The sequence below is a fragment of the Streptomyces sp. NPDC001549 genome (assembly GCF_042894025.1).
Classification (GTDB): domain Bacteria; phylum Actinomycetota; class Actinomycetes; order Streptomycetales; family Streptomycetaceae; genus Streptomyces; species Streptomyces kutzneri.
The window spans coordinates 114,195-139,964 of sequence record NZ_JBIAVJ010000022.1 but is presented as its reverse complement, the minus strand read 5'-3'; the positions used below and the strand labels follow the sequence as shown (position 1 = coordinate 139,964).

Annotated in this window: 24 protein-coding genes; 17 read left to right on the top strand and 7 right to left on the bottom strand. The window is 72.4% G+C overall.

Annotated elements, in window-relative coordinates; genetic code table 11:
• The first annotated feature begins 31 nt into the window (after positions 1-31).
• From ACFY04_RS30710 to ACFY04_RS30670, 9 genes are all read left to right on the top strand, one after another.
• Positions 32-811 carry an ABC transporter permease gene (locus ACFY04_RS30710; protein WP_389121683.1) on the top strand — a complete coding sequence of 260 codons (780 nt, stop codon included), beginning with the start codon at positions 32-34 and terminating at the stop codon, positions 809-811.
• Complete coding sequence (locus ACFY04_RS30705; RefSeq protein ID WP_389121681.1) at positions 808-1,527, top strand: ABC transporter ATP-binding protein; 720 nt, start codon at positions 808-810, stop codon at positions 1,525-1,527. Before ACFY04_RS30710 ends, ACFY04_RS30705 begins: the two co-directional genes overlap by 4 nt.
• An 8-nt stretch (positions 1,528-1,535) precedes the next feature.
• Complete coding sequence (locus ACFY04_RS30700) at positions 1,536-2,558, top strand: ABC transporter substrate-binding protein (protein WP_389121678.1); 1,023 nt, start codon at positions 1,536-1,538, stop codon at positions 2,556-2,558.
• Between the two features lie 58 nt (positions 2,559-2,616).
• Positions 2,617-3,726, top strand: a complete 1,110-nt coding sequence (locus tag ACFY04_RS30695) for an aryl-sulfate sulfotransferase (RefSeq protein ID WP_389121676.1) — start codon at positions 2,617-2,619, stop codon at positions 3,724-3,726.
• Between the two features lie 522 nt (positions 3,727-4,248).
• Positions 4,249-4,998 (top strand): GNAT family N-acetyltransferase, encoded by a 750-nt coding sequence (locus tag ACFY04_RS30690; protein ID WP_389121749.1) that lies wholly within the window; start codon positions 4,249-4,251, stop codon positions 4,996-4,998.
• Positions 4,999-5,125: 127 nt separating this feature from the next.
• Complete coding sequence (locus ACFY04_RS30685; RefSeq protein ID WP_389121674.1) at positions 5,126-6,307, top strand: LLM class flavin-dependent oxidoreductase; 1,182 nt, start codon at positions 5,126-5,128, stop codon at positions 6,305-6,307.
• Between the two features lie 48 nt (positions 6,308-6,355).
• Positions 6,356-7,762: an NtaA/DmoA family FMN-dependent monooxygenase gene (locus ACFY04_RS30680; RefSeq protein WP_389121672.1), complete on the top strand. Its 1,407-nt coding sequence runs from the start codon at positions 6,356-6,358 to the stop codon at positions 7,760-7,762.
• Positions 7,759-8,805, top strand: a complete 1,047-nt coding sequence (locus tag ACFY04_RS30675) for an LLM class flavin-dependent oxidoreductase (protein ID WP_389121671.1) — start codon at positions 7,759-7,761, stop codon at positions 8,803-8,805. The genes ACFY04_RS30680 and ACFY04_RS30675 overlap by 4 nt, the downstream gene beginning before the upstream one ends.
• Before the next feature lie 11 nt (positions 8,806-8,816).
• A complete protein-coding gene (locus tag ACFY04_RS30670) occupies positions 8,817-9,959 on the top strand; it encodes an LLM class flavin-dependent oxidoreductase (RefSeq protein ID WP_389121670.1) in 1,143 nt (380 codons plus the stop codon).
• Positions 9,960-9,964: 5 nt separating this feature from the next.
• On the opposite strand, the gene ACFY04_RS30665 is transcribed toward ACFY04_RS30670, so the two are convergent.
• The 4 genes from ACFY04_RS30665 to ACFY04_RS30650 form a co-directional block, all read right to left on the bottom strand.
• Complete coding sequence (locus tag ACFY04_RS30665; RefSeq protein WP_389121669.1) at positions 9,965-11,194, bottom strand: MFS transporter; 1,230 nt, start codon at positions 11,192-11,194, stop codon at positions 9,965-9,967.
• Positions 11,194-11,967, bottom strand: coding sequence for a class I SAM-dependent methyltransferase (locus ACFY04_RS30660; RefSeq protein WP_389121667.1), 774 nt, complete (start codon positions 11,965-11,967; stop codon positions 11,194-11,196). The genes ACFY04_RS30665 and ACFY04_RS30660 overlap by 1 nt, the downstream gene beginning before the upstream one ends.
• Before the next feature lie 245 nt (positions 11,968-12,212).
• A complete protein-coding gene (locus ACFY04_RS30655) occupies positions 12,213-13,778 on the bottom strand; it encodes a hypothetical protein (RefSeq protein WP_389121665.1) in 1,566 nt (521 codons plus the stop codon).
• A gap of 129 nt (positions 13,779-13,907) precedes the next feature.
• Positions 13,908-14,102 (bottom strand): hypothetical protein, encoded by a 195-nt coding sequence (locus tag ACFY04_RS30650; protein ID WP_389121663.1) that lies wholly within the window; start codon positions 14,100-14,102, stop codon positions 13,908-13,910.
• A 376-nt stretch (positions 14,103-14,478) separates the two neighbouring features.
• Between ACFY04_RS30650 and ACFY04_RS30645 the strand changes: the two genes are divergently transcribed.
• Positions 14,479-15,444: a fibronectin type III domain-containing protein gene (locus ACFY04_RS30645; RefSeq protein WP_389121661.1), complete on the top strand. Its 966-nt coding sequence runs from the start codon at positions 14,479-14,481 to the stop codon at positions 15,442-15,444.
• 62 nt (positions 15,445-15,506) lie between these two features.
• The gene (locus tag ACFY04_RS30640; protein WP_389121660.1) at positions 15,507-17,603 is read left to right on the top strand and encodes an ATP-binding protein; all 2,097 of its coding nucleotides are present in this window, start codon (positions 15,507-15,509) and stop codon (positions 17,601-17,603) included.
• Positions 17,604-17,755: 152 nt separating this feature from the next.
• On the opposite strand, the gene ACFY04_RS30635 is transcribed toward ACFY04_RS30640, so the two are convergent.
• The gene (locus tag ACFY04_RS30635; RefSeq protein WP_030011808.1) at positions 17,756-17,941 is read right to left on the bottom strand and encodes a DUF5999 family protein; all 186 of its coding nucleotides are present in this window, start codon (positions 17,939-17,941) and stop codon (positions 17,756-17,758) included.
• A gap of 155 nt (positions 17,942-18,096) precedes the next feature.
• On the opposite strand from ACFY04_RS30635, the gene ACFY04_RS30630 reads away from it, so the two are divergent.
• Complete coding sequence (locus ACFY04_RS30630; protein ID WP_389121659.1) at positions 18,097-18,534, top strand: SRPBCC family protein; 438 nt, start codon at positions 18,097-18,099, stop codon at positions 18,532-18,534.
• Positions 18,535-18,584: 50 nt separating this feature from the next.
• The gene (locus tag ACFY04_RS30625; RefSeq protein ID WP_389121657.1) at positions 18,585-19,349 is read left to right on the top strand and encodes a hypothetical protein; all 765 of its coding nucleotides are present in this window, start codon (positions 18,585-18,587) and stop codon (positions 19,347-19,349) included.
• Positions 19,350-19,420: 71 nt separating this feature from the next.
• On the opposite strand, the gene ACFY04_RS30620 is transcribed toward ACFY04_RS30625, so the two are convergent.
• Positions 19,421-20,650 carry an acyl-CoA dehydrogenase family protein gene (locus tag ACFY04_RS30620; protein WP_382518712.1) on the bottom strand — a complete coding sequence of 410 codons (1,230 nt, stop codon included), beginning with the start codon at positions 20,648-20,650 and terminating at the stop codon, positions 19,421-19,423.
• 216 nt (positions 20,651-20,866) lie between these two features.
• Between ACFY04_RS30620 and ACFY04_RS30615 the strand changes: the two genes are divergently transcribed.
• Positions 20,867-21,511 carry a TetR family transcriptional regulator gene (locus ACFY04_RS30615; RefSeq protein ID WP_030011804.1) on the top strand — a complete coding sequence of 215 codons (645 nt, stop codon included), beginning with the start codon at positions 20,867-20,869 and terminating at the stop codon, positions 21,509-21,511.
• A gap of 274 nt (positions 21,512-21,785) precedes the next feature.
• Here the strand turns inward: ACFY04_RS30615 and def are convergent, their stop codons facing one another.
• On the bottom strand, positions 21,786-22,340 hold the full coding sequence (gene def / locus ACFY04_RS30610) for a peptide deformylase (protein ID WP_389121653.1): 555 nt from the start codon (positions 22,338-22,340) through the stop codon (positions 21,786-21,788).
• Positions 22,341-22,464: 124 nt separating this feature from the next.
• Between def and ACFY04_RS30605 the strand changes: the two genes are divergently transcribed.
• From ACFY04_RS30605 to ACFY04_RS30595, 3 genes are all read left to right on the top strand, one after another.
• Complete coding sequence (locus tag ACFY04_RS30605) at positions 22,465-23,703, top strand: MurT ligase domain-containing protein (RefSeq protein ID WP_389121651.1); 1,239 nt, start codon at positions 22,465-22,467, stop codon at positions 23,701-23,703.
• Positions 23,704-23,723: 20 nt separating this feature from the next.
• Complete coding sequence (locus tag ACFY04_RS30600) at positions 23,724-24,452, top strand: glutamine amidotransferase (protein ID WP_328964293.1); 729 nt, start codon at positions 23,724-23,726, stop codon at positions 24,450-24,452.
• A 215-nt stretch (positions 24,453-24,667) separates the two neighbouring features.
• Positions 24,668-25,693: a 6-phosphofructokinase gene (locus ACFY04_RS30595; RefSeq protein WP_389121649.1), complete on the top strand. Its 1,026-nt coding sequence runs from the start codon at positions 24,668-24,670 to the stop codon at positions 25,691-25,693.
• The last annotated feature ends 77 nt before the right edge of the window (positions 25,694-25,770 follow it).

Genomic DNA, 25,770 nt, shown 5'->3' with positions numbered 1-25,770 from the left:
GGACGCGCCGGAACAAACGAGGAGCCGCCCCGTGCACGCCACCCCCTCACCCCCCGGCCGGGGCCTCGCCGGACTCGGCCCGGCCCTGGGCGCGGCCGGTGTCGTACTCGCGCTCTGGTACCTCCTCGCCCACTCCGGCGGCGTCGCCCCGGGACTGCTGCCCACACCCGGGCAGACCGCGGCCGCCCTGGCGGACAGCGCCCGCAGCGGCACCCTGGTCGCCGACCTCGGCGCCAGCCTGGCCCGGGCCGGACAGGGCTTCGCCCTGGGCGCCGTCATCGGCAGCGCGCTCGGCTTCACCACCGGCTACCTGCCGAAGGTGTCCGCGGCCGTCACCCCGGTGATCTCCTTCCTGCGGCCGATCCCGGCCATCGCGCTGGTCCCGCTCGCGACCGCCTGGTTCGGCATCGGCGAGAGTGCCAAGCGCCTGCTCATCGCGTACGCCGTCCTGCTCGCCGTCTGGCTGTACGTCCACGACGGGGTGTCCCGGGTGCCGGTCTCCCATCTGCGGGCGGCCCGGTCGCTGGGGGCCCCGCTGCACCGGCGGTTCACCGAGGTGCTGCTGCCCGCCGCCGCTCCCGCCCTGCTCGCGGCACTGCGCTACGGGGCCTCGGTGGCCCTGCTCGCGCTGGTGGCGGCCGAACTGGGCGGCGCGGACAGCGGACTGGCGTACCGGCTCCAGGTGGACGGCCAGTTCCTGCGGGTGGACCGGATGTTCGCGGGGCTGCTCGTGCTCGGGCTGCTCGGGGTGGCCGTCGACCTCGTACTGGCCGCCGTGGGCCGCCGGTTCGTGCACTGGAGCGCGTCATGAGCCTGGAGGTACGGCTGGAGGGGCTCTCGGCGGGCTACGGGGCCGGTGCGCCGGTACTGGAGCACACCGACCTGGAGTTCGCGGCGGGCTCGTTCACGGCGCTGCTCGGGCCCAGCGGATGCGGCAAGTCCACGGTCCTCAACACGGTGGCCGGCTTCGTACGGCCCACCGCCGGGCAGGTGACCGCGGGCGCGGTGCCGGTGCGCGGGCCCGGCCCGGAGCGGGGCGCGGTGTTCCAGCATTACGCGCTGTTCCCGTGGCGCACGGCCCGCGGCAACGTCGAGTTCGCCCTCAAGCGCCTCGGACTGCCCCGCGCGGAGCGCCGCCGGCGCGCCCTCGCGGCGCTGGCCGAGGTGGGGCTCGCGGACGGCGCGGAGAAGTACCCGGCCCAGCTGTCGGGCGGCATGCAGCAGCGGGTGGCGCTGGCCCGGGCACTGGCCGCGGAACCCGAAGTGCTGTTGATGGACGAGCCGTTCGGAGCGCTGGACGCGCTGACCCGGACCCGGATGCAGACCCTGCTGCGGGAGCTGTGGCAACGCCGAGGCACCACCGTCCTGTTCGTCACGCACGACATCGACGAGGCGCTGGCGCTCGCCGGGCGCGTGATCGTCCTCGGCGGGAGTCCCGGGCGGGTGCTCGCCGACCACGCCGTGCCGGCCGGGCCGCCCGATCCCGACCTGCGCTCCCTGATCGCCCGCCACCTCGGCTCCGAATGATCCCGCTCATGTCCACGGAAGGACCGTTCACCATGCTCAGACCCCGCGCGGTGGCCGCCGTACTGCTGGCCGCCCTGCTCTCCCCGCTCGCCACGGCCTGCGCCGGTGCCCCGTCGGGCCCGGCGGACGGCGGCCGTCCGGCCGTCACCCTCGCCGCGAGCGACCATCTCGGCGGCGCCCCCGTCCACGTGGCCGAGGAGCGCGACCTCTGGTCGGCCGAGGGCATCGAGGCCACCGTCACCACCCAGCCCACCGGCCGGGACGCGCTGAACGCCGTACTCGGCGGCCAGGCCCAGCTCGGCGTCGTCGGCGATCTGCCCGCCGTGACGGCCGCGCTGAGCGGGCGCGAGCTGCGGGTCGTCGCCGACCTGTCCCGGTTCTCCGACTGGCGCCTGCTCACCCGGACCGACCGGCAGATCACCGGCTTCGCCGCACTGAAGGGCCGCAAGGTCGGAGTCCCGCAGGGCACGAACGTCGAGTACGCGCTGTCGCGGATGCTCGCCTCGGCACAGCTGACCGCGGCGGACATCACCGTGGTCAACCTCGCCCCGAACCAGGTCACTTCGGCCCTGGCCCGCGGGGACATCGACGCCGGGGTCACCTTCCCCAGCTTCTACGACGCCGCGCGCACCGCCCTGGGCGGCTCCTACGCCGAGCTCCCCTTCACCGGGTACACGGCCAGGACCCTCCTCGTCGCCGGACCCTCGGCGAACGAGGAGAGCACCACCGCGGTCCTGCGCACGCTGCTGCGCGCCCAGCGGGAGCTCGGCGCCGACCCGGCCGGGGCGCGCAAGGCCCTACTCGCCCAGTCCAGGGGCGTCCTCCAGGCCGCCTACGTCGACACCTACCAGCCGCGCTACACGTACGGCGCCACCCTCTCCCCCGAACTTCTGGCGCAGCTGGAGGAGGAGGCCGCCTGGGCCAAGGCCGCCCAGAACCTGCCCGGCGCCGCCGACCGCGCCGCACTGCTGCGGTACCTGAACGCCGGCCCCCTGACGGCCGTCGACCCGGCCGCCGTCACCGTCCGCTGACCACGCACACGCTCACGCAAGCGCAAGCACACACGCACACACACCCAGGAGAGATCCCATGACCGTCGACCAGAACACCCTGCGCCGCCGCGGCGTCGGCCTGATCGCCCACGACGCCGAGCGCAGCTACGGCGGACTCACCCTCTACACACCGATCACCAGCGCCGGCGAGATCCACCTCGTCGACATCGAGGGCCGGCCGGTCCACACCTGGAACTCCCCGCACCCGCCCGGCCGCCAGGCGCAGATCCTGCCGAACGGAAACCTCTTCTACGCGGCCAAGGACACGAGCGGCCCGACCCTCTTCCCCATCTGGGACGTCTACCACGGCGGCATCTTCCAGGAGCTGGCCCCGGACTCGACCGTGATCCGCGAGGTCCGGCACCCCTTCCACCACCACGACGCCTCCCTCCTGCGCAACGGCAACCTGATCATCGGGGCCGTCGAGCCGCTGGGCCCGGCCGACGCGGCCCGGATCCGGGGCGGCATCCCCGGATCGGAGGCGCCCGGCGGCGTGATCTACGGGGACGTGGTGTACGAACTGACCTGGGACGGGGAGATCGTGTGGCGCTGGGCCGCCATCGAGCACCTGGACCCGGAGGAGGTGCCGCTGAACCCGCACTTCGCCCGCAACCACTGGCCGATGGCCAACACCGTCAACGAGAGCGCGGACGGCTCGATCGTGGTGGGCTTCCGCAGCGCGTCCACCACCGTGTCGGTGGACCGCGCCGACGGGTCCGTGCGGTGGCGCATCGGCCCGGACGTGCTGGCCCAGCAGCACCATCCGCACGAACTGCCCGGCGGCACCCTGCTGGTCTTCGACAACGGCACCTACCGCGACACCACTTCGGTGCCGTACTCGCGGGTGCTGGAGCTCGACCCGTCCACCGGCAAGGAGGTGTGGGCGTACGAGGACAACCCGCCGCAGAACTTCTTCAGCCCGTACATGTCCAGCGCCCAGCGCCTGCCGAACGGCAACACCTTCATCGCCGAAGGCTCCTTCGGACGGCTCTTCGAGGTGACCCCCGGCGGGGAGGTCGTGTGGGAGTTCGTGGTCCCGCAGTTCCGGTCCTTCGGGGAAGGCGTGGGCCTGGAGTCCTCGGCCGGCGCCCAGAACTCGGTCTTCCGCGCCCACCGGTACGCCGCGGAGCAGATCCCCTGGCTGTGAGGCACACCCTCACACCCCTCACACCCCGTCAGTCCCCCCACACCCCACACACTCCACGCACCCCGAATTATTTCACCGGAAGGCGTTTCATGTACGGCTGATTAAATTGCCGCACGCTTATCCGGATACCGGTCAGGAGCGTTGACAGCCCTTCTCCCGGCTGCCCAGTTTACGCCGCAGATAACGACATCGGCGGCCTCTTCTTTCCGGCATGACGGCTGCCTTTCGATTCTTCGATTTGTCGAAGCTGCCGGAGTGTCCGTGACCGAATCCCTTGTCCTCGCCGCGCCCACCGGCCCTTCCGGCCCGCCCGCGCCGGCCGAGCGGGTCCGCCCGCTCCGCCGGCCCGGGCGGTGGCTCGCCACCGGCGTCGTGCTGGTGCTCGCCTCCCAGGCCGTGCACGGGCTGCTCACCAACCCGTTCTACCCATGGGACCGCTTCGCCTACTGGTTCCTGCGGCCCGTCATCCTCGACGGGCTGCTCATCACCCTCCAGGTGGCCGCGTACAGCGCGGTGCTGGGCCTGGCCGGCGGTGTTCTGTTCGCCCCCGCCAGGCTCTCCGCGAACCCGGTGCTCCTGGACCACCCGGCCTGGGCCTCCCTGTCCGGCGCGCACACCGCCTTCGCCGAGCACCCGGCGGGCGGCGGCACCCGCGCCGCCCGGTACTCCCCGCACGTCTCGCCCTTCGCCGCCCTCGCCGACCCGGACGACCCGCGTTCCTGGGCCGACCTGCGCGCGCTGGTCGGCGACGGCGAGGTCGCCTCGCTCGCCGGGGTGCTGACCCCGCCCGACGACTGGGAGACCGTCGGGCGGATCCAGGGCGTCCAGCTCGTCGACACCTCGCTGCGCGCCGAGCCGGCCCCGGAGGCGGTCCGGCTGGGCGCCGCCGACGTGCCGGAAGTCCTCGGGCTGATCCGGCTGACCGAGCCCGGGCCCTTCCTGCCCCGTACCGTCGAGCTGGGCGGCTACCTCGGCATCCGCCGGCAGGGCCGGCTGGCCGCGATGGCCGGGGAGCGGCTGCGTCCGCCCGGCTGGACCGAGATCAGCGCGGTGTGCACCCATCCCGACCACCGGGGCCAGGGCCTGGCGACGAGGCTGGTGCGGGCCGTCGCCGCGGGCATCCGGGAGCGGGGCGAGGTCCCGTTCCTGCACACCGCGGCGAGCAACACGCGTGCGATCCGGCTCTACGAGTCGATCGGCTTCACCCTGCGCCGCCGGCCCTTCTTCCTGGCCGTCCGGGCCCCGGGCAACACCGCTGCCAACTTCTCTTAATATTCCCGTCATTGTATGGCACCGCTATCGGGCGTAGCGTTTTCGAAGAAATTGATGACGGGCCGAATCAAGTGTTCCCGCATCGGCTTCCCCTTTCCGTACGCCGAGCAGGAAGGCGCAATTCTCCGTGTCCGTTTCCTCATCGTCCCCGGCGCCCCTGCACCTCGCCGTCGCCCTCGACGGCGCGGGCCGTCACCCGGCCGCCTGGCGCGAGCCGGGTGCCCGGCCCGCCGAGCTCTTCACCGCCCGCTACTGGGCCGGTCTCGCCGCCGAGGCCGAGACCGGACTGCTCGACTTCATCACCTTCGAGGACGGCCTCGCCCTTCAGTCCTCCTCGCCCACCGGACCCGACGCGCGCACGGACCGGGTCCGCGGGCGGCTGGACGCGGTGCTCACCGCCGCCCGTGTCGCACCCCTGACGCGGCACATCGGGCTCGTCCCGGCCGTGACGGCCACCCACACCGAGCCCTTCCACATCTCCAAGGCGATCGCGACGCTCGACCACGTGAGCCGCGGCCGGGCCGGTCTGCGGATCCAGGTGTCGGGGCTCGCCCACGAGGCACGGCACTTCGGGCGGCGGACCGCTCCGTTCGCGGACGGGGAGCTGTACGCGGAGGCCGCCGACCACGTCGAGGTGATCCGGCGGCTGTGGGACAGCTGGGAGGACGACGCCGAGATCCGCGACGTGGCCACGGGCCGGTTCGTCGACCGCGAGAAACTGCACCACATCGACTTCGAGGGCCGCCACTTCAGTGTGAGGGGTCCGTCGATCACCCCGCGCCCGCCACAGGGACAGCCCGTCGTCAGCGCGTCCGGCGACGGCGAGGCCTCGTACGCGCTCGTCGCCCGGTCCGCCGAGGTCGGGTACGTGGCCGCGCACGACGGCGACGGTACGCGCGCCGCCGTGTCGGCGATCCGGCGCGCCCGGGAGGCGACCGGGCTCGCGGCGGACCCGCTGCACCTCTTCGGGGACCTCACGGTGTTCCTCGACGCGGACGCTCCGGCGGCCGCCGCACGCCTGGAGCGCCTCGACGCGCTCGCGGGTGTCGCGTACGCCGGTGACGGCGCGGTCTTCACCGGGAGCCCCGGGCAGTTGGCGGACCTGCTCCTGGATCGGCGTGCGGCAGGCCTGTCGGGCTTCCTGCTGCGGCCGGGCGTGATCGCCCACGACCTGCCCGCCCTCACCCGGGGGCTGGTGCCGGAGCTGCAGCGGCGCGGGGCCTTCCGCCAGGAGTACGAGGCGGACACCCTGCGCGGCCTGCTCGGGCTGGACCGCCCTGCCAACCGTTACGCGCGGCCCGCAGCCTGATCACGGCCCGGCCCGCCGCCCGACCCGGACCCTCCGGAAGGACGAACCATGAGCAGCAAGCCGCTCAAGCAGATCCATCTCGCGGCCCACTTCCCGGGCGTCAACAACACCACCGTGTGGAGCGACCCGGCCGCCGGCAGCCATATCGACTTCGACTCGTTCATCCACTTCGCGCAGACGGCAGAGCGCGCCAAGTTCGACTTCCTCTTCCTCGCGGAGGGGCTGCGGCTACGCGAACAGGGCGGTGAGATATACGACTTGGACGTGGTCGGCCGGCCCGACACCTTCACGGTGCTCGCCGGTCTGGCCGCGGTGACCGAGCGCCTGGGCCTGACCGGCACCATCAGCTCCACCTTCAACGAGCCCTATGAGGTGGCCCGCCAGTTCGCCACGCTCGACCACCTCTCGGAGGGCCGGGCCGCGTGGAACGTGGTCACCTCCTGGGACGCCTTCACCGGCGAGAACTTCCGGCGCGGCGGATTCCTGCCGCGCGAGGACCGCTACACCCGTGCCCAGGAGTTCCTGGCCACCGCCACCGAGCTGTTCGACTCCTGGGACGGCTCGGAGATCGCCGCCGACGCGGGATCCGGCACCTTCCTGCGGGACGCGCGGGCCGGGGCCTTCGCCCACCGGGGCCGGCACTTCGACATCGAGGGCCACTTCAACGTGCCGCGCAGCCCGCAGGGCCGTCCGGTGATCTTCCAGGCGGGCGACTCCGACGAGGGCCGGGAGTTCGCCGCCGCCGGCGCCGACGCGATCTTCGGCCGCTACGGAACCCTCGACGCGGGAAGGGAGTTCTACGCGGACGTCAAGGGCCGGATCGCCAGGCACGGCCGTACGCACGACCAGTTGAAGATCCTGCCCGCGGCCACCTTCGTCCTCGGGGACACCGACGCGCAGGCACGGGAGATCGCGCACGAGGTGCGCCGCCTCCAGGTCAGCGGGCAGACCGCGATCAAGTACCTGGAACACGTCTGGAACCGGGACCTGTCCGCCTACGACCCGGACGGTCCGCTGCCCGAGGTCGACCCCCGGGTCGGGGAGAACACCATCGCCCTCGGGCGGGCGAGCGTACGGCAGTTCCGTGATCCGCTCGCCACCGCCCGGCAGTGGCGCGAGCTGGCCCGGGCCAAGAACCTGTCGATCCGCGAGCTGGTCATCGCGACCACCGCCGACCAGACCTTCGTCGGCTCGGCCGCCACGATCGCCGAGTCGATCAATACGCTGGTGCAGGCGGACGCCGCCGACGGTTTCATCCTGGTCCCCCACATCACCCCGGGCGGTCTGGACGGCTTCGCGGACTCCGTCGTACCGCTGCTCCAGGAGCGGGGGGTCTTCCGCACCGAGTACGAGGGCACCACCCTGCGCGACCACCTCGGCCTCGCGGTTCCGGCGCCGCCCCCGGCTTCGGCCCCGGCTCCAGCTCCCGCTCCGGCCCCGGCCCCGGCCTCGTGAAATTCCTCGCGATCACCCTGATCACGGACTCCCCCGACCCGGCGACGGGTGGCCTGAGGCCCACCCGGGAGCGGTTCCGTGAGGTGGTCGCCGCCGCGCTGCTGGCGGAGGAGCTCGGCTTCGACGGCTTCGGCGTGGGCGAGCGCCACGAGCGGCCGTTCCTGTCCTCCTCGCCGCCCGTGGTGCTCAGCCACATCGCCGCGCTGACCCGCCGGATCCGGCTGTTCACCGCCGTCACCACCCTGAGCCTGCTCGACCCGGTGCGGGCGTACGAGGACTACGCGACGCTCGACCACCTCAGCGACGGCCGCCTGGAGCTGATGATCGGCAAGGGCAACGGCACGGCGCAGCGCGAGCTGTTCCAGGTCTCCCCCGAGGACCAGTGGGAACGCAACGCCGAGGGCTACGAGCTGTTCCGCCGGATCTGGCGGGAGGACAAGGTGAGCGCCGAACCGCGCTTCCGGCCCGCGCTGAGCGGTGCGGAGGTGCTGCCGAGGCCGTTCCAGCGGGCCCTGCGGGTCTGGCACGGCAGTGCCACGAGCCGGGAGTCGGTCGATCTCGCGGCGCGTTACGGCGACCCGCTGTTCTCTGCGAACGTCACCCACCCGATCGGCCCGTACGCGGAACTGATCCGCCACTACCGGGAGCGCTGGGAGCACTACGGGCACGATCCGGCCCGGGCGGTGGTCGGCGCGGGCACGGCCGGGTACCACGCGGCCCGCACCTCGCAGCAGGCGGTCGCGGCGTACCGGCCGGCGTTCGCGCGCTACCTCGCCTTCCACCAGCAGCTGGGCACGGCCCCCGTCTTCCCGACCCTGGAGGACTTCGTCGAGCGGAGCTCGGCACTGATCGGCAGCCCCCAGCAGGTGATCGAGAAGGTGCACCGCTACCACGAGGCCTTCGGCCACACGGCCCTGCACCTGCGGGCAGAGGCGGGCGGGCTCGCCGAGGCGGACCACCGCGCCTCGCTCGAACTCTTCCAGTCGGACATCGCGCCGGTCCTGCGCCGTGCGATACCCGACCCCTGCTTCCCCGACCTTTAAGGAGCCCGGACATGCCCGGCATCCCCCTCGGGGTCCTCGACCTCGTCCCCGTCCCGTCCGGTTCCACCGCCGCCGAGGCCCTGCGGCACAGCATCGATCTCGCCCGGCGGGCCGAGGAGTTCGGCTACGCCCGCTACTGGTTCGCCGAGCACCACCTCAATCCCGGGGTGGCCGGAACCTCCCCGGCGGTCGTGCTCGCGCTGACCGCGTCCGCGACCTCGGCCATCCGGCTCGGCTCCGGCGCGGTGCAGCTCGGGCACCGCACCGCGCTGTCGACCGTCGAGGAGTTCGGCCTGATCGACGCGCTGCACCCCGGGCGCATCGACCTGGGGCTGGGCCGCTCGGCGGGCCGGCCCCCTCGGCCGTCCGACGGTCCGGGCCCGCGGCCGCCGGTCACCCCGGTCGTGGACGGGTACACCCCGAACGGGCTGCGGATCCCCGACCCGTTCTCCTTCGCCCATCTGCTGGGCCATCCGCGGGTGGCCCTCCAGCAGAAGCTGCTGAACCTGCCGGGGGCCCAGCCGCAGGAGTACGGCGAGCAGGTCGACGACGTGCTCGCGCTGCTGCGGGGCGAGTACCGCTCGCCGGAGGGGGTGGAGGCGCATGCCGTCCCCGGCGAGGGGGCCGACGTAGAGGTGTGGATCCTGGGCAGCAGCGGCGGGGTGAGTGCGGAGACGGCGGGTCGCAACGGGCTCCGGTTCGCGGCCAATTACCACGTCAGTCCGGCGGCGGTGCTGGAGGCGGCCGCGGGGTACCGGGCCGCTTTCAAGCCCTCGGCCGAGCTGGAGCGGCCCTATCTGACGGTGTCCGCCGATGTGGTGGTGGCCGAGGACGATGAGGCGGCGCGCGAACTGGCCACCGGGTACGGGGCCTGGGTACGCAGCATCCGGACGGCCGAGGGGGCCATCCCCTACCCCACCCCGGCCGAGGCGCGGGCCCTGCCGTGGACCGACGCGGACCGGCGGCTGGTGGCCGACCGGGTGGAGACCCGGTTCGTCGGCTCCGCGCGGACCGTCGCCGATCACCTGGAACGGCTCCAGGAGGCGACCGGCGCGGACGAGCTGCTGATCACCACGATCACCCACGGGCACGCGGACCGGGTGAACTCCTACCGGCTGCTCGCCGAGGAGTGGCACCGCCGGGCAGCGCACTGACGGGGTCACACGCCGTGGCGCACTGGCTCCGGCGGCGCGTCGGAGGACGCCGGGGCCCGGCCGGTGCGAGCGGCGAGCACCCTCGGCAGGACGACCAGGGCGAGGGCGATCAGCTCCAGGCATACGCCCGCCCACGCCAGGGCGGCCGGTGAGAGCCGGTCGAGCACCGCGCCGCCGACCGCGCCGCCCAGGGCCACCCCGAGGTACGAGGCCGAGCTGTTGACGGAGATGGCCACGCTCGGGGCCGTCGGCGCCAGGTCGAGCACGCGGTGGATGGCGGTGGGCGGTTCGGCCCAGTAGACCGTGCCCCAGGCGACCGTGACGGCGAGGAAGACCACCACCACGAGCCCCGAGCCGGAGGCGAAACAGCTCGCGAGCACGGCCAGCAGCGCCATGCTGACCACGACGCCCGACACCGATCCGGCGAAGGTGCGTTCCGCCCCGATGCGGTCGCTGAGCCGGCCGCCGATCACATTGCCGAAGGCGCCCGCGACACCGAACACCAGCAGGACGAGGCTCACCCGGGCGTCGTCCATGCCCGTGGTGGCGCGGGTGAAGGCGGCCAGGTAGGTGAAGACAGTGAAACAGCCCGCCACCGCGAACAGGTTGGCGAGGACGGCCAGCATCACGGGCCGCTGCGCGCCGGTCCGCACCCGGTCGCGCATGCTGATCACGGGCGGCTGGGGCACGGGGGGCAGCACCAGGAACAACCCGATGAACACGGGCACGGCCAGTACCACGACCAGCGCCAACGTGAGTCTCCAGCTGCCGAGTTGCCCGACCAGGGTGCCTCCGGGCACCCCGAGCGCGGTGGCCACGGTGAGTCCGCCGATGATCAGGGAGACCGCGCGGCCCCGGTACCGCTCCCCCGCGAGCGCGGTCGCGGTGGCCGCGGCCGTGTTCATGTAGAGCGCGGCGCTGATCCCGGCCAGGATCCGGGCCGCCATCAGTACCCCGTACGTCGGGGCGAAGGCGCCCAGCAGGTTGGCGAGCAGGAAGGCGAGCATCGAGCCGCGCAGCATGACGCGCCGGGACAGGCCGGCGGTCACGGTCATCAGGACCGGGGCGCTGATCGCGTAGCTCAGCGCGAAGGCCGTGACGAGCTGTCCGGCCATCGGTTCGGACACGTCCAGCTCACCGGCGATGAGGGGAAGAATCCCGCTGATGACGAAGCCGTCGGTGCCGACGGCGAAGGAGCCGATGGCGAGAAGCGCCAGAATCACCTTGTGGGGCATCACGCCTCCGGTCCGGTGGCCGGCCGCGGTACCTCGACGACGAAGAAGAGGAAGGTGGTGTGGGTCGAAAGGTCACGGAAGCCGTCGGGGAACAGCTCGCGGGCGGCCGTGTCGGGTTGCGGCTCGCTGATGACGGTGAGGCGGAAGCCGGCGCTGGTGAAGGCATCGGTCATCGCGTGCAAGGGCCTGCGCCAGAACCTCATCGGGACGGCCTGCCCGTCGAACGTCCAGTCGAAGGTATAGCTGGTGGTCGCAAAGTAGTCGGGCCGGGGATCCTGGATCGTGTAGGCCACGAACGGGTGGTCCACCGACGCGATCAGCCGCCCGCCGGGCCTGAGCACCCGCCGTAACTCGGCCAGCGCCGGCCCCCAGTCCTCCAGGTAATGCAGCACCAGCGACGCGATCACGTCGTCGAACGCGCCGTCGGCGAACGGCAGGCGGTCGCGCAGGTCGGCCACGTGCAGGGCCACGCCCTCACCGAGCCGTCGCCTTGCCAATGCGAGCATCCCGGCGCTGGCGTCGATTCCGGTGACGACCGCGCCGCGGTCGCGCAGTGCGGCGGTCAGAGGGCCCGACCCGCAGCCGGCGTCCAGGATCCGGCGACCGGCCACGTCGCCGGCGAGGGCTAACATCGCGGGCCGCTCGTAGTACGCGTTCACGAGGTTGTTCTCGTTCTCCGCCGAGTACGCCTCGGCGAAACGGTCGTAGTCGTTCACCCGGGCCGGTTCGGCAGACAGGGCGCGGGCCTCGGGTGTATCGGTTACTCGGTCCATCGACGCAGCCTAGTAGTCACATGATCCACCGGGCAGGCCTCCTCGGACCCGACGGAGATCGTCGAGCCCGAGTGGAACGGCGCGGACGGTGCCTGATCACGGGTACGGCCGCCTGGATCAGGACCGGGCTATTCAGTGTTGCCAAGTACCGGTAGTCAGCGAGGGGCCACCGCGCAAGGTGTACTCCCTGAACGCGCCGCGAGCCGCCCACTGCCGGAGGCGTCCGGCGGCGGGCGGCTCGTCCGTCAGTTGTCGCGGACCGCGACGATGCCGTTGAAGACACCGACGTACGCGGTGCCGTCGGGGCCGAGGGTGATCGGGGCCCAGTTGTTGTCGTAGAGCGGACCGGTGCCGGTCAGCTGCCGCCAGCGGCGCTCACCCGTGCGGAAGTCGACGGCCGTGAGGTACCAGGCGTCGATGCCCCAGGCGTTCGGCTCCTTCTCGTAGAAGTAGAGCAGCCCGTTGGCGGTGGAGAGCTTCGGGACCACGGAGGGAGCGCGGATCGCGCTCTCCCAGACCGTGTCGCAGCCGCTGCCGTCGGCGCGGACGTCGATGCGGGCCACGCCGCCCACGACGGACTTGCCCAGCAGCAGGGTGGTGGGGTTCTCGTAGCCGTAGTTGTTCTCGACGACGATGCTGTTGCCCCAGGTGATGAGGGAGTTGTCGGTGGTCGAGGCGCCGGAGCCGAACACCGGCACCTTGCAGACCAGCCGCCGGTCGGCGGGGACGTCCACGCCCCGCTGGTAGACCAGGACGTTCATCCGGTCGTCGGCGTTGTCGGTGATGGCGACGTAGCCCTGGCCGAAGAGGTCCGGGGTGGTGCCCGAACCCTGGTTGACCGAGCCGGGCTTGGACGCCGTGCCCCGGTCGTACGCTTGGCGCCACTGGATCTCGGGGGTGCCGTCGGTACCGGCACGGAAGCTGTAGAGCGCGTGGTCGGAGACGATGGAGACACCGTCCTCGGCGACCGAGAAGGAGTTCTGGATCTCCTCGCCCCGCAGCTGGACGGAGCGGATCTGCGAGGTCGCCGGATCCACCGTGCCGACCCGGCCCTGTCGGGTGACCCACCAGATGCGGCCGTTCCAGTCGGGCATCACGGAGGTGACGGGGTCACAGGTACCGCTGGGCCACAGGTTGGTCCAGGTCACACAGTCGTGCGGGACCTGCCCGGTGAGGTCCCAGTCGTCGTCGACCGTGAACTTCCAGCTTCCGTCGGGGTTCTGGGAATGGGCCAGGCGCAGGATGTGCTGGCGGGAGTCGGCCAGCACGGCGCGGTCCAGGTTGTCCAGGTAGAAGTAGGCGCCGCCCGAGGTGTCCTTGAAGATCTTCGCGAAGTCGAGCGAGGTGATCGCCTCGACCGTCGAGGAGCGCTGCGGGAGCTGGTGTTCCGCGAGCGTGGCGAGCGTACGGGGCTCCAGGAGCTTGACCTTGAAGCCGGAGAAGGTGCCGCACACCGTGACGAGCCGGCCGGCCGAGTCGAAGGTCGCGGTCGCGCACTCGCCGCCGAGCGCGGCGATCTTCTCGCTGGTCACCTTCGGGTTCTTGCCGAGCGGCCCCGCCCAGGGGGAGGTGGCGCTGCCCGCCGCGTCGGAGTGCATGCCGCTGCGGCCGTTGGGCGCGAGGAAGGGGTGCTGCGGCGGCGCCTCGCCGGGCAGGGGGGCGGCGGCCGCGGGGGCGCCGTCGTAGTGGGTGACGAGTCGGTGGCCGGGGGCCTTGGGTATCTCCTCGGCCTGGGCCGGCGAGCCGCCGTACATCACCGTGAGTGCGGCGACGACGGGCAGCACGGCGCAGTTCAGCGATCTTCGGAACATCCGGGCTTCCTCCATGTCTCTCAGCGTTGTTGACATTGCGTCTGATGTCGCGCCGCCGCCAGACGCTAGATCGCACCGCTCGAGGAGTCCATGGATGGGCCGGATGATTCACGAAGGCGCAACAGTCGATCAAGGGTGGAGGCTGGACACGACGTTCGCGGTGGCCGTCAGGCCGTTGTGGATGGTCGCGGCCAGGCTGCTGCTCGCGAGGTAGAAGCCGAGGAGCGCACAGACGAGGGCGTGCGAGAACTTGAGGCCGCCGCTGCGCAGGAAGATCCAGGCCAGGATGAGGAGCAGGACGACCGCCGAGAGGGAAATCACCATCGAAACCTCCTTACTCGCCGCCATGGTGGCGCAGGAGGGGGTGCCTTCGGGCGAAAGACGTGTCCGCCGTACGGGTGTTGACCGTCCGTGACGGCCGGTCGGTCCTTGACGAACTCGTCGCGGACCGGCCGCCCGTCGCCGGCCGCGCGGGCCCGCGGGCGAGCAGCTCGCTGCCGCGGCCCGACGGCTGCCCGGGAGCAGGCCGCAGCCGCTCTCCCCGACGGGGGCCGGGCAGAGGCTCGCGTCGGCGCCGGACGGGAACAGAAGAAGACGAACCCGGGCACGCCGCGGGCCGCCTGGCGCAGGGGTCTTGTCGGGCTCCCGCCCGCCGTGCCATATATGTCTAGACCATTAAGGAAGCCGAGGAAGGCACCCCGTGCGACGCAGCGCCCCCACGCTCGCCCTCTGCCTGGCCGTCGCAGGCATCACCGGCATCACCGGCATCACGGCCTACACCGCGCCCGACACCGAACCCCCGCCCGCCCCCGCCGGACTGACTGCCCAGGCCGGCAGCGCCACCAGCGTCCACGTCATGTGGGACGCGGCGGCCGACCGGGACGGGGTGACCGGCTACCAGGTCTTCGAAGCCGACCGCCTGGTCCGCGAACTCCCCGCCGAGAAGACGATGGTGGACATCACCGGCCTCGCCCCGCAGACCGGTTACGCCTTCACGGTCCGGGCCGGGGACGCCGCCGGGAACCTCTCCGGACCCGGCCCGGCCGCCCGGGTGACCACCCCGGCCGCCAAGGCCGAGGACCGCACGGCCCTCACCGCCCCGGCCACCACCACCGCCCGGGCGACCGGGCCCCGGTCCGCCCAGGTGTCCTGGACGGCGGCGACCGACGACTCGGGCGTCACGGCCTACGACGTGTACCAGGGCGGCGTCCGGATCCACACCGCCGGCCCCGGCGAGAGCGCCACGGCCCTGAACAACCTGCGGCCGGACACCGTCTACACCTTCACCGTCCGGGCCCGCGACGGGGCGGACAACTCCTCCCCCGACGGCCCGGCGGTGGACGTGACGACCCCGCCCGCTTCCGGCGACGGTCCCGGCACGGCCCCCGCCGAATTCGCCGCGACCGCCTCCCCGGGCGCCGTCACACTCACCTGGACCGCCCCGGACACCGGCGGCGAGACCACCGAGTACGAGCTGTACGTCAACGGACTGCCCACGACCGTCATCCAGTTCGGAGCGGGTGCGGTGCCCAGCGGCCGGGCGGAGCACCGGCTCACGGTGGCCGAGCCGGCCGGCACGGTCTGGGCCGTGAAACTGCGCGCCAGACTCCCCGACGGCAACTGGGGATCCTTCTCCGCGGAGCGGCGGATCACACTCGTCGCATGAAAGAAGACACCGATCCGGCCTGAACGGCACGGCCGCACCGGAAGATCGCGCACAATACATCCGTGTTCGGTGAGTACTCGTTCAATGACAATCAGGCAGACTCGACGGACGGCGATCCCGGACCGGGCCCCTGCCCGGTGCCCGGCAACCTGCCCCCGGAACCTGCGAGCTTCGTCGGCCGGGAGGATGAACTCCGGCTGCTCGACGGCCTGTTGAACGAGCGAAGACTGATCACCCTCACCGGGGTGGGCGGTGTCGGCAAGTCACGGCTCGCCCTGCGCGCCGTCGCCGCCGCCCGCCAGGCGCGCCCCGACGGGGTCTGGTGGGCGGAGCTGTCGCCCCTGCGCGATCCGAGCCTGCTCACCGCCACCGTCGCCCACACCGTCGGCCTCGCCGACCACTCCCCGCGCCCGCCCGACGAGGAGCTGTGCGCGTGGATGGCCGACAAGGAACTGCTCCTGGTGCTGGACACCTGCGAGCACCTGGTGGCCGACTGCCGCCATCTGGTCGGCGAACTCCTGCAGTCCGCGCCCGGTCTGACGATCCTGGTCACCTCCCGCGAGCCGCTCGGCATGCCGACCGAGGAGGTCGTCGAGGTCCGGCCGCTGCCCTGCGAGGGGCCCGACAACGACGCCCTCACGCTCTTCCGGGCGCGCGCCCTGGCCGCGACCCCGCGGGCGGCGGCCGTCTTCACCGACCCCGCGCGGACCGCGGTGGCCGCCGAGGTGTGCCGGCGCCTGGACGGCATCCCGCTCGCGCTGGAACTCGCGGGCGCCCGGCTGCGGTTGTGGACGCTGGAGCACATGGCCGAGCGGATCGGCGAACGCTTCGAGGTGCTGTCCGACGCCCGGGCCGCGCTGCCGCGCCGCCACCAGACCATGCGGACCACGATCGGCTGGAGCCACGAACTGTGCGAGCCGCTGGAACGGCTGCTGTGGGCCCGGCTCTCGGTCTTCACCGGTGACTTCGACATCGCCGCGGCGCGCGCCGTCTGCTCGGGCGGGCCGCTGGCCGCCGCCCGGGTGGAGCGTGTACTGGCAGGCCTCGCCGCCAAGTCCGTGGTCCTGCGCATCGAGGAGCGCGGGACCGGTGCCCGCTACCGGATGCTGGACACGATCCGCGAGTACGGGCAGGACTGGCTGGGCGAGCTCGGCGAGGTGGAGATCGTCACCGACCGGCACGCCCACTGGTACGCGGCGCTCTCCCAGGCCGCCGACCGGGGGTGGATGGGCCCGGGGCAGGTGGACTGGTACCGCAGGATCACCGCCGAGCACGCGCAGTTGCGTACCGCCCTGGAGCACTTGATCGCCGCCGACCCGACGGCGGCGCTGGAGATGGCCGGGGCCCTGTGGTTCTACTGGTTCGCATGCGGGCACGTGCACGAGGGCCGCGGCTTCCTGGAACGGGCCCTGCGCGCCGCTCCGCGCACGGGGGTCGCGTACAACCAGGCCGTGTGGGCCCTCGGGCTCACCGCGCTGCTCCAGGGCGACATGGACGCGGCGCAACAGCTCGGCGACGAGTGCACGCGCGACGCGGCCCGGCTCGCGGACCCCGAGCGGGAGCTGCGCGCCGCCTATCTGGCGGGGGCGTCCGTCCTCATGCCCGGCGACCCCGTACGGGCCCTGCGCCTGGCCGGCCCCCGGGCCCGGGCGGGCCACGGCGGGCGGACCAGCGGTACGGGCTGGCTCATGTGCCGGCTGGTCAACAGCTATGCCCTGTGCGACCTGCGGCGCTTCGACGAGGCGACCGCCGAGGCACAGGCCCTGCGGGAGGCCTGCGCGGAGCTCGGCGAGCGCTGGCTGCGGGCGTACGCGGACTACGTCCTGGCCGTGGCGGCGCTGGGCCTCGGCGACCACGGGGAAGCAGCGCGGCACGTACGGGCGATGCTCTCGGGGAAACGGCTGCTCGGCGACCGCTTCGGCATCGCGCTCGGCCTGGACCTGCTGGCCGCGGCGGTGGCCGGGCTGGGCGACGGGGAACTCGCGGCGCGGCTGCTCGGCACCGGGCACGCCTGGTGGCGCACGGTGGGCCGGCCGCAGATGGGCTCACCCTCGCTGACGGCCCTGCGGGACCAGGGCGAGCGGCAGGCCCGCGCGGCGATCGGGGACGCCGCCTACGAGGCGGCGTTCCTGGGCGGCGCGGCTGCGCCCACCGGCTGAGTCCCGGCCGGTGGGTCTTGAGTACGGCCTAAATCCTGGGCTCCCGTCAGTACGGGAGGGGTCTGCCCGACGGTGTGCGCAGGTCCAGGTCTCGGGGGGCGGGCTTCGGGACGGGCTTACGGATCAGCTGCTGGCGCATGCTGCCTCCTCGCTCAGACCAGGGCCGGGCGGCGGGGTTCCACCGTGCGGCTGTCGGGGAGCAGTTCACCGGTGTCGTCGAACACCACGACTCCGTTGCACAGCAGGCTCCAGCCCTGTTCAGGATGGGAGGCCACAATGCGGGCGGCGTCGTGATCGGCGCTGTCGGCAGTAGGGCAGGGTGGCTGGTGGGAGCACATGGCGCACCTCCTCGCGAAGTGGGGCGGCAGCGCCGGTGGTCACCCGGTCGAATCCGCGATCCACGGTGGCGGTGAGTATTACTGATCGCCACCCCCGGACGGAACCCATATCCGCCGTCCAGTTCACGGTGTGTATGCCCGATTACCATGCGCTCATGCCCGCTATCCGGATCGTTCACCGCACGTCTTTGCCGCCGGTCGAGGCGTGGCCGATGCTCACGGACTGGGAGCGCCACGGCGAGCAGGTCCCGCTCACCCGGACGATCATCGAGACGGCTCCCCCGACCCACGTCGGAACGATCTTCACGGCCCGGACCGGCGTGAGCAGGATCACATTCGACGATCGCATGGAGGTCGTCGTGTGGCGACCCCCTGCGGAGGATTCGCCGGGATTGGTCCGGCTGGAGAAGCGCGGCCGGTCGGTGACGGGCTGGGCGGAGATCGAGATCCGCCCTCTCGTCACGGGCGGCGCGGAGATCCACTGGCGGGAGGAGCTGCGCCTGCGCGGCCTCCCGCGCGCCCTGGATCCCGTGGTCGCGGCGGCGGGCCGTCTTCTCTTCGGCCGGGCCCTCGCACGGCTGCTGCGGCCTTAGGGTTTCCTGATCACCGTGCCGGTGATCACGAAGCGACCGAGGAGATCTCCGTGGCCACTCCGCCACAGCCGCAGCAGCAGGGCGCCGGCCCGTACAACCCCTACACCGCGCCCGTCCCGCAGCAGGGCGGCCCGGCCGGCCCCGGGTACGCGGGACCGCAGCCCCACGGCGCGTACGGCGCGTACGGCACGTACCCGGAGCCCGGCCGGTACGGCTGCCGGCTGTGCGGGGCCTGGCCCGCCGCGCACGCGACCGTACGCGGCCATCAGGGCCTGATCGTGCTGATGCGGTTCCTGAGCCTGCGCGGACCGTTCTGCCGCGACTGCGGGCTGGCCACCTACCGCCGCATGTCCTCGGACACCCTGTGGCAGGGCTGGTGGGGGCCGCTGTCCGCCTTCATCACGCCCGTGACCCTGCTGATGAACCTCGGCCCGCGGGCGGCCTTCCGCAAGCTCGCGCCCCCGGCGGGCGGCTACCGGCCCGCGCTCGACCCGGGCCGGCCGATGTGGCGCCGGGGCCCGGTCCTGCTCTTCCTGTTGCCGGTCCTGCTCGTCGTGCTGGCCGTCCCGGCCCTCTTCGTGGCCGCCGCGGTGTTCGGCGAGCCCAGGCTGTCCGCGGGGCAGTGCGTACGCAACGAGGGCAACTGGATCGAGCAGGAGCTGGAGATCGAGTCCTGCTCCTCGTCCCGCGCCGAGTTCCGGGTCACCGAGCGCCCGGGCACGCCCGGTGCGCGCTGCGCCGCGGGCGACTACGTCTCCGACCCGAAGTACAGCCGGACCGATTTCACCACCTTCTGCCTCACCCCGCTGGGCTGAGGAGCGGGGTGCGGGGTACGGGGCATTGCGCCCGCACCCCTCACCCCGCCCGTCCCGGCCGGGCCCGTCGGCTAGCGGATCGGCATGCCGGAGATCGTGCGGGCGATCACCAGGCGCTGGATCTCGCTGGTGCCCTCGAAGATCGTGTAGATGGCGCTGTCCCGGTGCATGCGCTCCACCGGGTACTCACGGGTGAAGCCGTTGCCGCCGAGGATCTGAACCGCCTGGGCGGTGACCTTCTTGGCGACCTCGCTCGCGAAGAGCTTCGACATCGAGCCCTCCGCCGACTCGAACGGCCGGCCCGCCACCGCCATCCAGGACGCGCGCCACACCAGCAGCCGGGCCGCGTCGATCTGCGTCCGCATGTCGGCGAGCTGGAAGGCCACGCCCTGGTTGTCGATGATCGGGCGGCCGAACTGGGTACGGGTCTTCGCGTAGTCGAGGGCCACCTCGTACGCCGCGCGCGCGGTGCCGACGGCCATCGCGCCGACCGCCGGCCGGGAGGCCTCGAAGGTGGCCATGGCCGCGTTCTTCACCCGCTCGCCGCCGCCGCTGCGGGCGCGCTCGTGGGCCCGCGCGAGGCGCTCGTCCAGCTTCTCCTTGCCGCCGAGCAGGCAGGAGCCGGGGATCCGTGCGTCTTCCAGCACCACCTCGGCGGTGTGCGAGGCGCGGATGCCGTGCTTCTTGAACTTCTGGCCCTGGGACAGGCCGGGGGTGTTCGGCGGGACGATGAAGGAGGCGTGCCCCTTGGTCCCCAGCGCGGGATCGACGACCGCGACCACGATGTGGACGTTGGCGATGCCGCCGTTCGTCGCCCAGGTCTTGGTGCCGTTGAGCACCCACTCGTCCTTGGCCTGGTCGTAGACCGCCCGGGTGCGCATCGAGCCGACGTCGGAGCCGGCGTCCGGCTCGGAGGAGCAGAAGGCGGCGACCTTCACGTCGTCGGGGGTCCCGTACATCTGCGGGATCCAGGTGCCGATCTGCTCCTCGGTGCCGTTGGCGACGACGCCGATGGCCGCGAGCCCCGTGCCGACGATGGACAGCGCGATGCCCGCGTCGCCCCAGAAGAGCTCCTCCATCGCCATCGGAATGCCGAGGCCGGTCGGGTCGAAGAACTGCTGGGCGTAGAAGTCCAGGGAGTAGATGCCGACCTTGGCGGCCTCCTGGATGACGGGCCAGGGAGTCTCTTCGCGCTCGTCCCATTCCGCGGCGGCGGGGCGCATCACATCGGCGGCGAAGCCGTGGATCCAGTCCCGCACCTGCTTCTGGTCGTCGTTCAGCTCCATGGTGAACTCCGCCATGTCCCCTCCACCTGTCTGTACTCGGCCCTGCGGAAGTTACTAGCGGTAACCTACGCGAAGAGCACAGTCTGTTACCGGCGAGTAAGCACTGTCAAGCACCGTCCGCACCGGCCACGACGGCGGACGGGGTGACCTCCGATTCGATCGACGGGGTGCGCGGGGTGTTACGTTGCGTGGGCGTCACGCACATCGCAAGGGCGGGGAGAGAAACACGTCATGGAGACCACTCAGCAGGCCGGCGAGCCGGGAGCGGCCGAACGCCGCCGGCGGGAGCTGCTCGAAGCCGCCGACCGGGTCGTGCTCAGGGACGGCCCCAAAGCCTCCATGAACGCGATCGCGGCGGAGGCCGGCATCACCAAACCCATCCTCTACCGGCACTTCGGGGACAAGGCCGGTCTCTACCAGGCCCTCGCCGTCCGGCACACCGACGCCCTGCTCGACTCGCTGCGGGCCGCGCTCGACGCCCCCGCCGAGCGGCGCCGCCGGGTGGAGGCGACCCTCGACACCTATCTTGCCGCCATCGAGGCCCGTCCGCAGGTCTACCGTTTCCTCATGCACCCGGCCGAGGACTCCCACAGCGCCGAACGCGGCTTCGACGTCGGCCTGCACTCGGCCCCGCTGCTGCGCCGGCTCGGCGAGGAGCTGGCCGAGGTGATCGGCGAACGCGTGGACCTCGGCCCGGGGGGCGAACGCCTCGCCCGGATCTGGGGCCACGGCATCGTCGGCATGATGCACGCGGCCGGCGACTGGTGGCTGGGCGAACGGCCCTGCGAGCGCGCGGACCTGGTCGCGGGCCTCACCGACCTCCTCTGGGGCCGCCTGGCCACCGCCGGCAACCGCAAAGACGGCCCGGGCTTCTAGCCCCGCCCCTCCCGCCTCGCTGGCCACTCCAGCCCTACCGGGACGCATCCAGCTTCGCCGGGGGCACATCCCAGCCTCGCCGGCGTTTGAGGCGCGGGGTCTGGGGCGGAGCCCCAGGAAACCCGGCTCCGCCGGGCACCGGGATCCGCCCGGACCTTCCCCCGGCCACCGCTGGGAGGTGCCCCTGCTCAAACGCCGGAGGGGCTGGACGTGCCCGGCGAAACCGGATCGGCGCCGACGAGGCGGAACGTGCTCCCGGCGAGGGTGGATCGGGCTAGCTGCGCAGCGCCTCGGCTCCCCAGGGGGTCTTGCGGATGGCTCGCCGCAGGCGACGGGCGCGCAGGCCCGTCACGCGGTCCGCGTACACCGTCCCGTCGAGGTGGTCGCACTCATGCTGCAGGCACCGCGCGAAGAACCCCGTCCCGGAGATCCGGACAGCCGCCCCGTCCGACGTGACGCCTTCCACCACCGCGTGGTCGAAGCGGGCCGTCCCCGCCTCCAGCCCCGGCAGGGACAGGCACCCCTCCGGCCCCAGGAACTCGTCCCCGTCGGCCGTCACCAGCCGCGGGTTGACGATGTGCCCGACGTGGCGGACGTCCTCGTCGTCGGGGCAGTCGTAGACGAACACCCGCTGTCCGACGCCGATCTGGTTCGCCGCGAGCCCGACGCCCTCGGCGGCGTACATCGTGGCGAACATGTCCTCGATGAGCCGGTCGAGTTCCGGGCCGAATGCGGTGACTTCCGCGCACGCGGAGTGGAGCACCGGATCACCCAGCAGGCTCATGGTGCGGACGAGGCCGGTGGTACCGGGGATGGGGCGCTGTCGCATGGCCTTAAGCCTACGACGGGCGACTATATGAGGAGATCCGCGGCGGGGCGGGGGGCGCCGCGGTCAAGGCTCCGGCCGGTACTGGATAGGCTGGGGCCGACCGACGCAAGGAGGACAAGGGACGATGGCAGGCAACACGGAGCCGCTTTCGCCGCGGGCCAAGCTGGCCGTGACGGCGGGCAAGGCCGCGGCGGCGGTGTCGCGGGCCGCGGGACGCGGAAGCGGATCGGTGATCGGTGGCAAGGTCGCACTCAGGCTCGACCCCGATCTTCTCGGCGCGCTGGCGCAACATCTCGATGTCGTCCTCGTCTCCGCGACGAACGGCAAGACCACGACGACCCGACTGATCGCGGAGGCCCTGCGGGCCAGCGGTCCGGTCGTCTCCAACGCCCTCGGGGCCAACATGCCGGCGGGCATCACCTCCGCGCTGGCGGGCGGCTCGGACGCCAAGTACGGCGTCATCGAGGTCGACGAGAAGTACCTGGCCGGAGTGGCCCGGGACGTCACCCCCAAGGTGATCGCCCTGCTCAACCTCTCCCGCGACCAGCTGGACCGCGCCGCCGAGACCCGCATGCTCGCGGAGAAGTGGCGCGAGGGCCTCCAGGGCTCCAAGGCGGTCATCGTCGCCAACTGCGACGACCCGCTGATCGTGTGGTCCGCCTCCTCCTCCCAGAACGTGGTGTGGGTCGCGGCCGGCCAGGAGTGGAAGGACGACGCCTGGTCGTGCCCCTCCTGCGGCGGTGTCATGCAGCGCCCGGGCGACGACTGGTTCTGCGGTGAGTGCGGATTCCGGCGCCCGATCCCGACCTGGGTGCTCTCCGGCGACCACGTCCTGGACCCGCACGGCTCGGCCTGGCCGATCCACCTCCAGCTGCCCGGCCGCGCCAACAAGGCCAACGCCGCCACCTCGGCGGCCGTGGCCGCCGTCTTCGGCGTCCCGCCGCAGGTCGCGCTGGAGCGGATGTACCAGGTGCAGGCCGTCGCCGGCCGCTACGACGTGGTGAGCTTCCAGGGCCGTGAGCTGCGGCTGCTGCTCGCGAAGAACCCGGCGGGCTGGCTCGAAACGTTTTCGCTGATCGATCCCCCGCCGACCCCGGTGATCCTCTCGGTGAACGCGCGCGGTGCCGACGGCACCGACACCTCCTGGCTGTGGGACGTGGACTACCCGCGGCTGGCCGGTCACCCGATCTTCGTGATCGGTGACCGCAAGCTGGACCTCGCGGTCCGCCTGGAGGTCGCGGGCCTGGACTTCCGGGTGTGCGACACCCTCGACGAGGCCGTGCAGCTCGCGCCGCCCGGACAGATCGAGCTGATCGCCAACTACACCGCCTTCCAGGACGTGCGCCGCCGCGTCGGCAACTAGTACCCATAAAGGACAAGAGCATGAGCGACAACAGCCTGCGTCTGGTGTGGGTCTACCCCGACCTGCTGAGCACGTACGGAGACCAGGGCAACGCCCTCGTGGTGGAGCGCCGGGCGCGCCAGCGCGGCCTGGACGTACAGCGCGTGGACGTGCGCAGCGACCAGCCGATCCCCACCTCGGGCGACATCTACCTGATCGGCGGTGGCGAGGACCGGCCGCAGCGCCTGGCCGCGGAGCGCCTGCTGCGCGACGGCGGCCTGGAGCGGGCCGTCTCGAACGGGGCGATCGTCTTCTCCGTCTGCGCCGGGTACCAGATCCTCGGCCAGGAGTTCGTCAACGACCAGGGCCAGCGTCAGGAGGGCCTCGGCCTGCTGGACGTCGTCACCGTGCGCGGTGAGGGTGAGCGGTGCGTCGGCGACGTCCTCGGGGACATCGACCCGCGCCTGGGCCTGCCGCAGCTGACGGGCTTCGAGAACCACCAGGGCGTGACCCACCTCGGCCCGACGGCCAAGGCGTTCGCCCGGGTGACCATGGGCCGTGGCAACGGCACCGGTGACGGCACCGAAGGCGCGTACAACGACACGGTGTTCGGCACGTACATGCACGGTCCCGTGATGGCCCGCAACCCGCAGATCGCGGACCTGCTGCTGAAGCTGGCCCTCGACGTGAACGCGCTGCCGGCCATAGACGACCGGTGGTACGAGGCGCTGCGCGCGGAGCGCATCGCCGCCGCGACGCAGCCCGCGTAGCGCCCCGCGGACCGCTCATCGGGGCGGCCCCCGCATCATGTGTTCGGCCCGGTTTTCCCTAGGGGGAACCGGGCCGACGTCATTTCGTACGACGAGTACGACCAGCATGTGGAGGATGGTTCAGTCCACCTCTCCACCGCTTGTAGGGTGGCCTCAGTTCCAACCGGACGACGTGGTCCGGTCGTCGGCCCACGTTGCAAAGGTCCGTTCCTGCCATGCGCATAGGTGTGCTCACTTCCGGTGGCGACTGCCCCGGTCTCAACGCCGTCATCCGCTCCGTCGTGCACCGCGCCGTGGTCGACCACGGCGACGAGGTGATCGGCTTCCTCGACGGCTGGAAGGGCCTGCTGGAGGCGGACTACCGCAAGCTCGACCTCGACGCCGTCGGCGGCATCCTCGCCCGCGGCGGCACCATCCTCGGCTCCTCCCGGGTCCAGCCCGCGCACCTGCGCGACGGCGTGGAGCGCGCCCGCGGCCACATCACGGACCTCGGCCTCGACGCGATCATCCCGATCGGCGGCGAGGGCACGCTGAAGGCCGCGAACCTGCTCGCGCAGGCCGGTCTGCCCATCGTCGGTGTCCCGAAGACCATCGACAACGACATCGCCTCCACGGACGTCACCTTCGGCTTCGACACCGCCGTCGGAGTGGCCACGGAGGCGCTGGACCGGCTGAAGACCACCGCCGAGTCCCACCAGCGCGTGATGGTCGTCGAGGTCATGGGCCGCCACACGGGCTGGATCGCCCTGCACTCGGGCATGGCCGCCGGCGCGCACGCGATCGTCGTGCCGGAGCGCCCCTTCGACATCGAGCAGCTGACGGAGATCGTCGGCGAGCGCTTCTCCGCGGGCAAGCGGTTCGCGATCGTCGTGGTCGCCGAGGGCGCCAAGCCGAAGCCGGGCTCGATGGACTTCGAGGAGGGCGGCACCGACATGTACGGGCACGAGCGGTTCGCCGGCATCGGCAACCGGCTCGCCGTGGAGCTGGAGCACCGCCTGGGCAAGGAGGCCCGGCCGGTGATCCTGGGCCACGTCCAGCGCGGTGGCACGCCCACCGCGTACGACCGCGTCCTCGCCACCCGCTTCGGCTGGCACGCGGTGGAGGCGGCGCACCGGGGCGAGTTCGGCATGCTGACCGCGCTGCGCGGGACGGACATCGTGATGGTGCCGCTCTCCGAGGCGACCTCGACCCTCAAGACGGTTCCGGCCGACCGGTACGACGAGGCGCAGACCGTTCTCTGACGTCCCTTTTGTACGCCCCCTCTATCCTGGGCCGCCCCCGCGCGCAAGAGCGTGCGGGGGCGGCACTACTGTGGTGG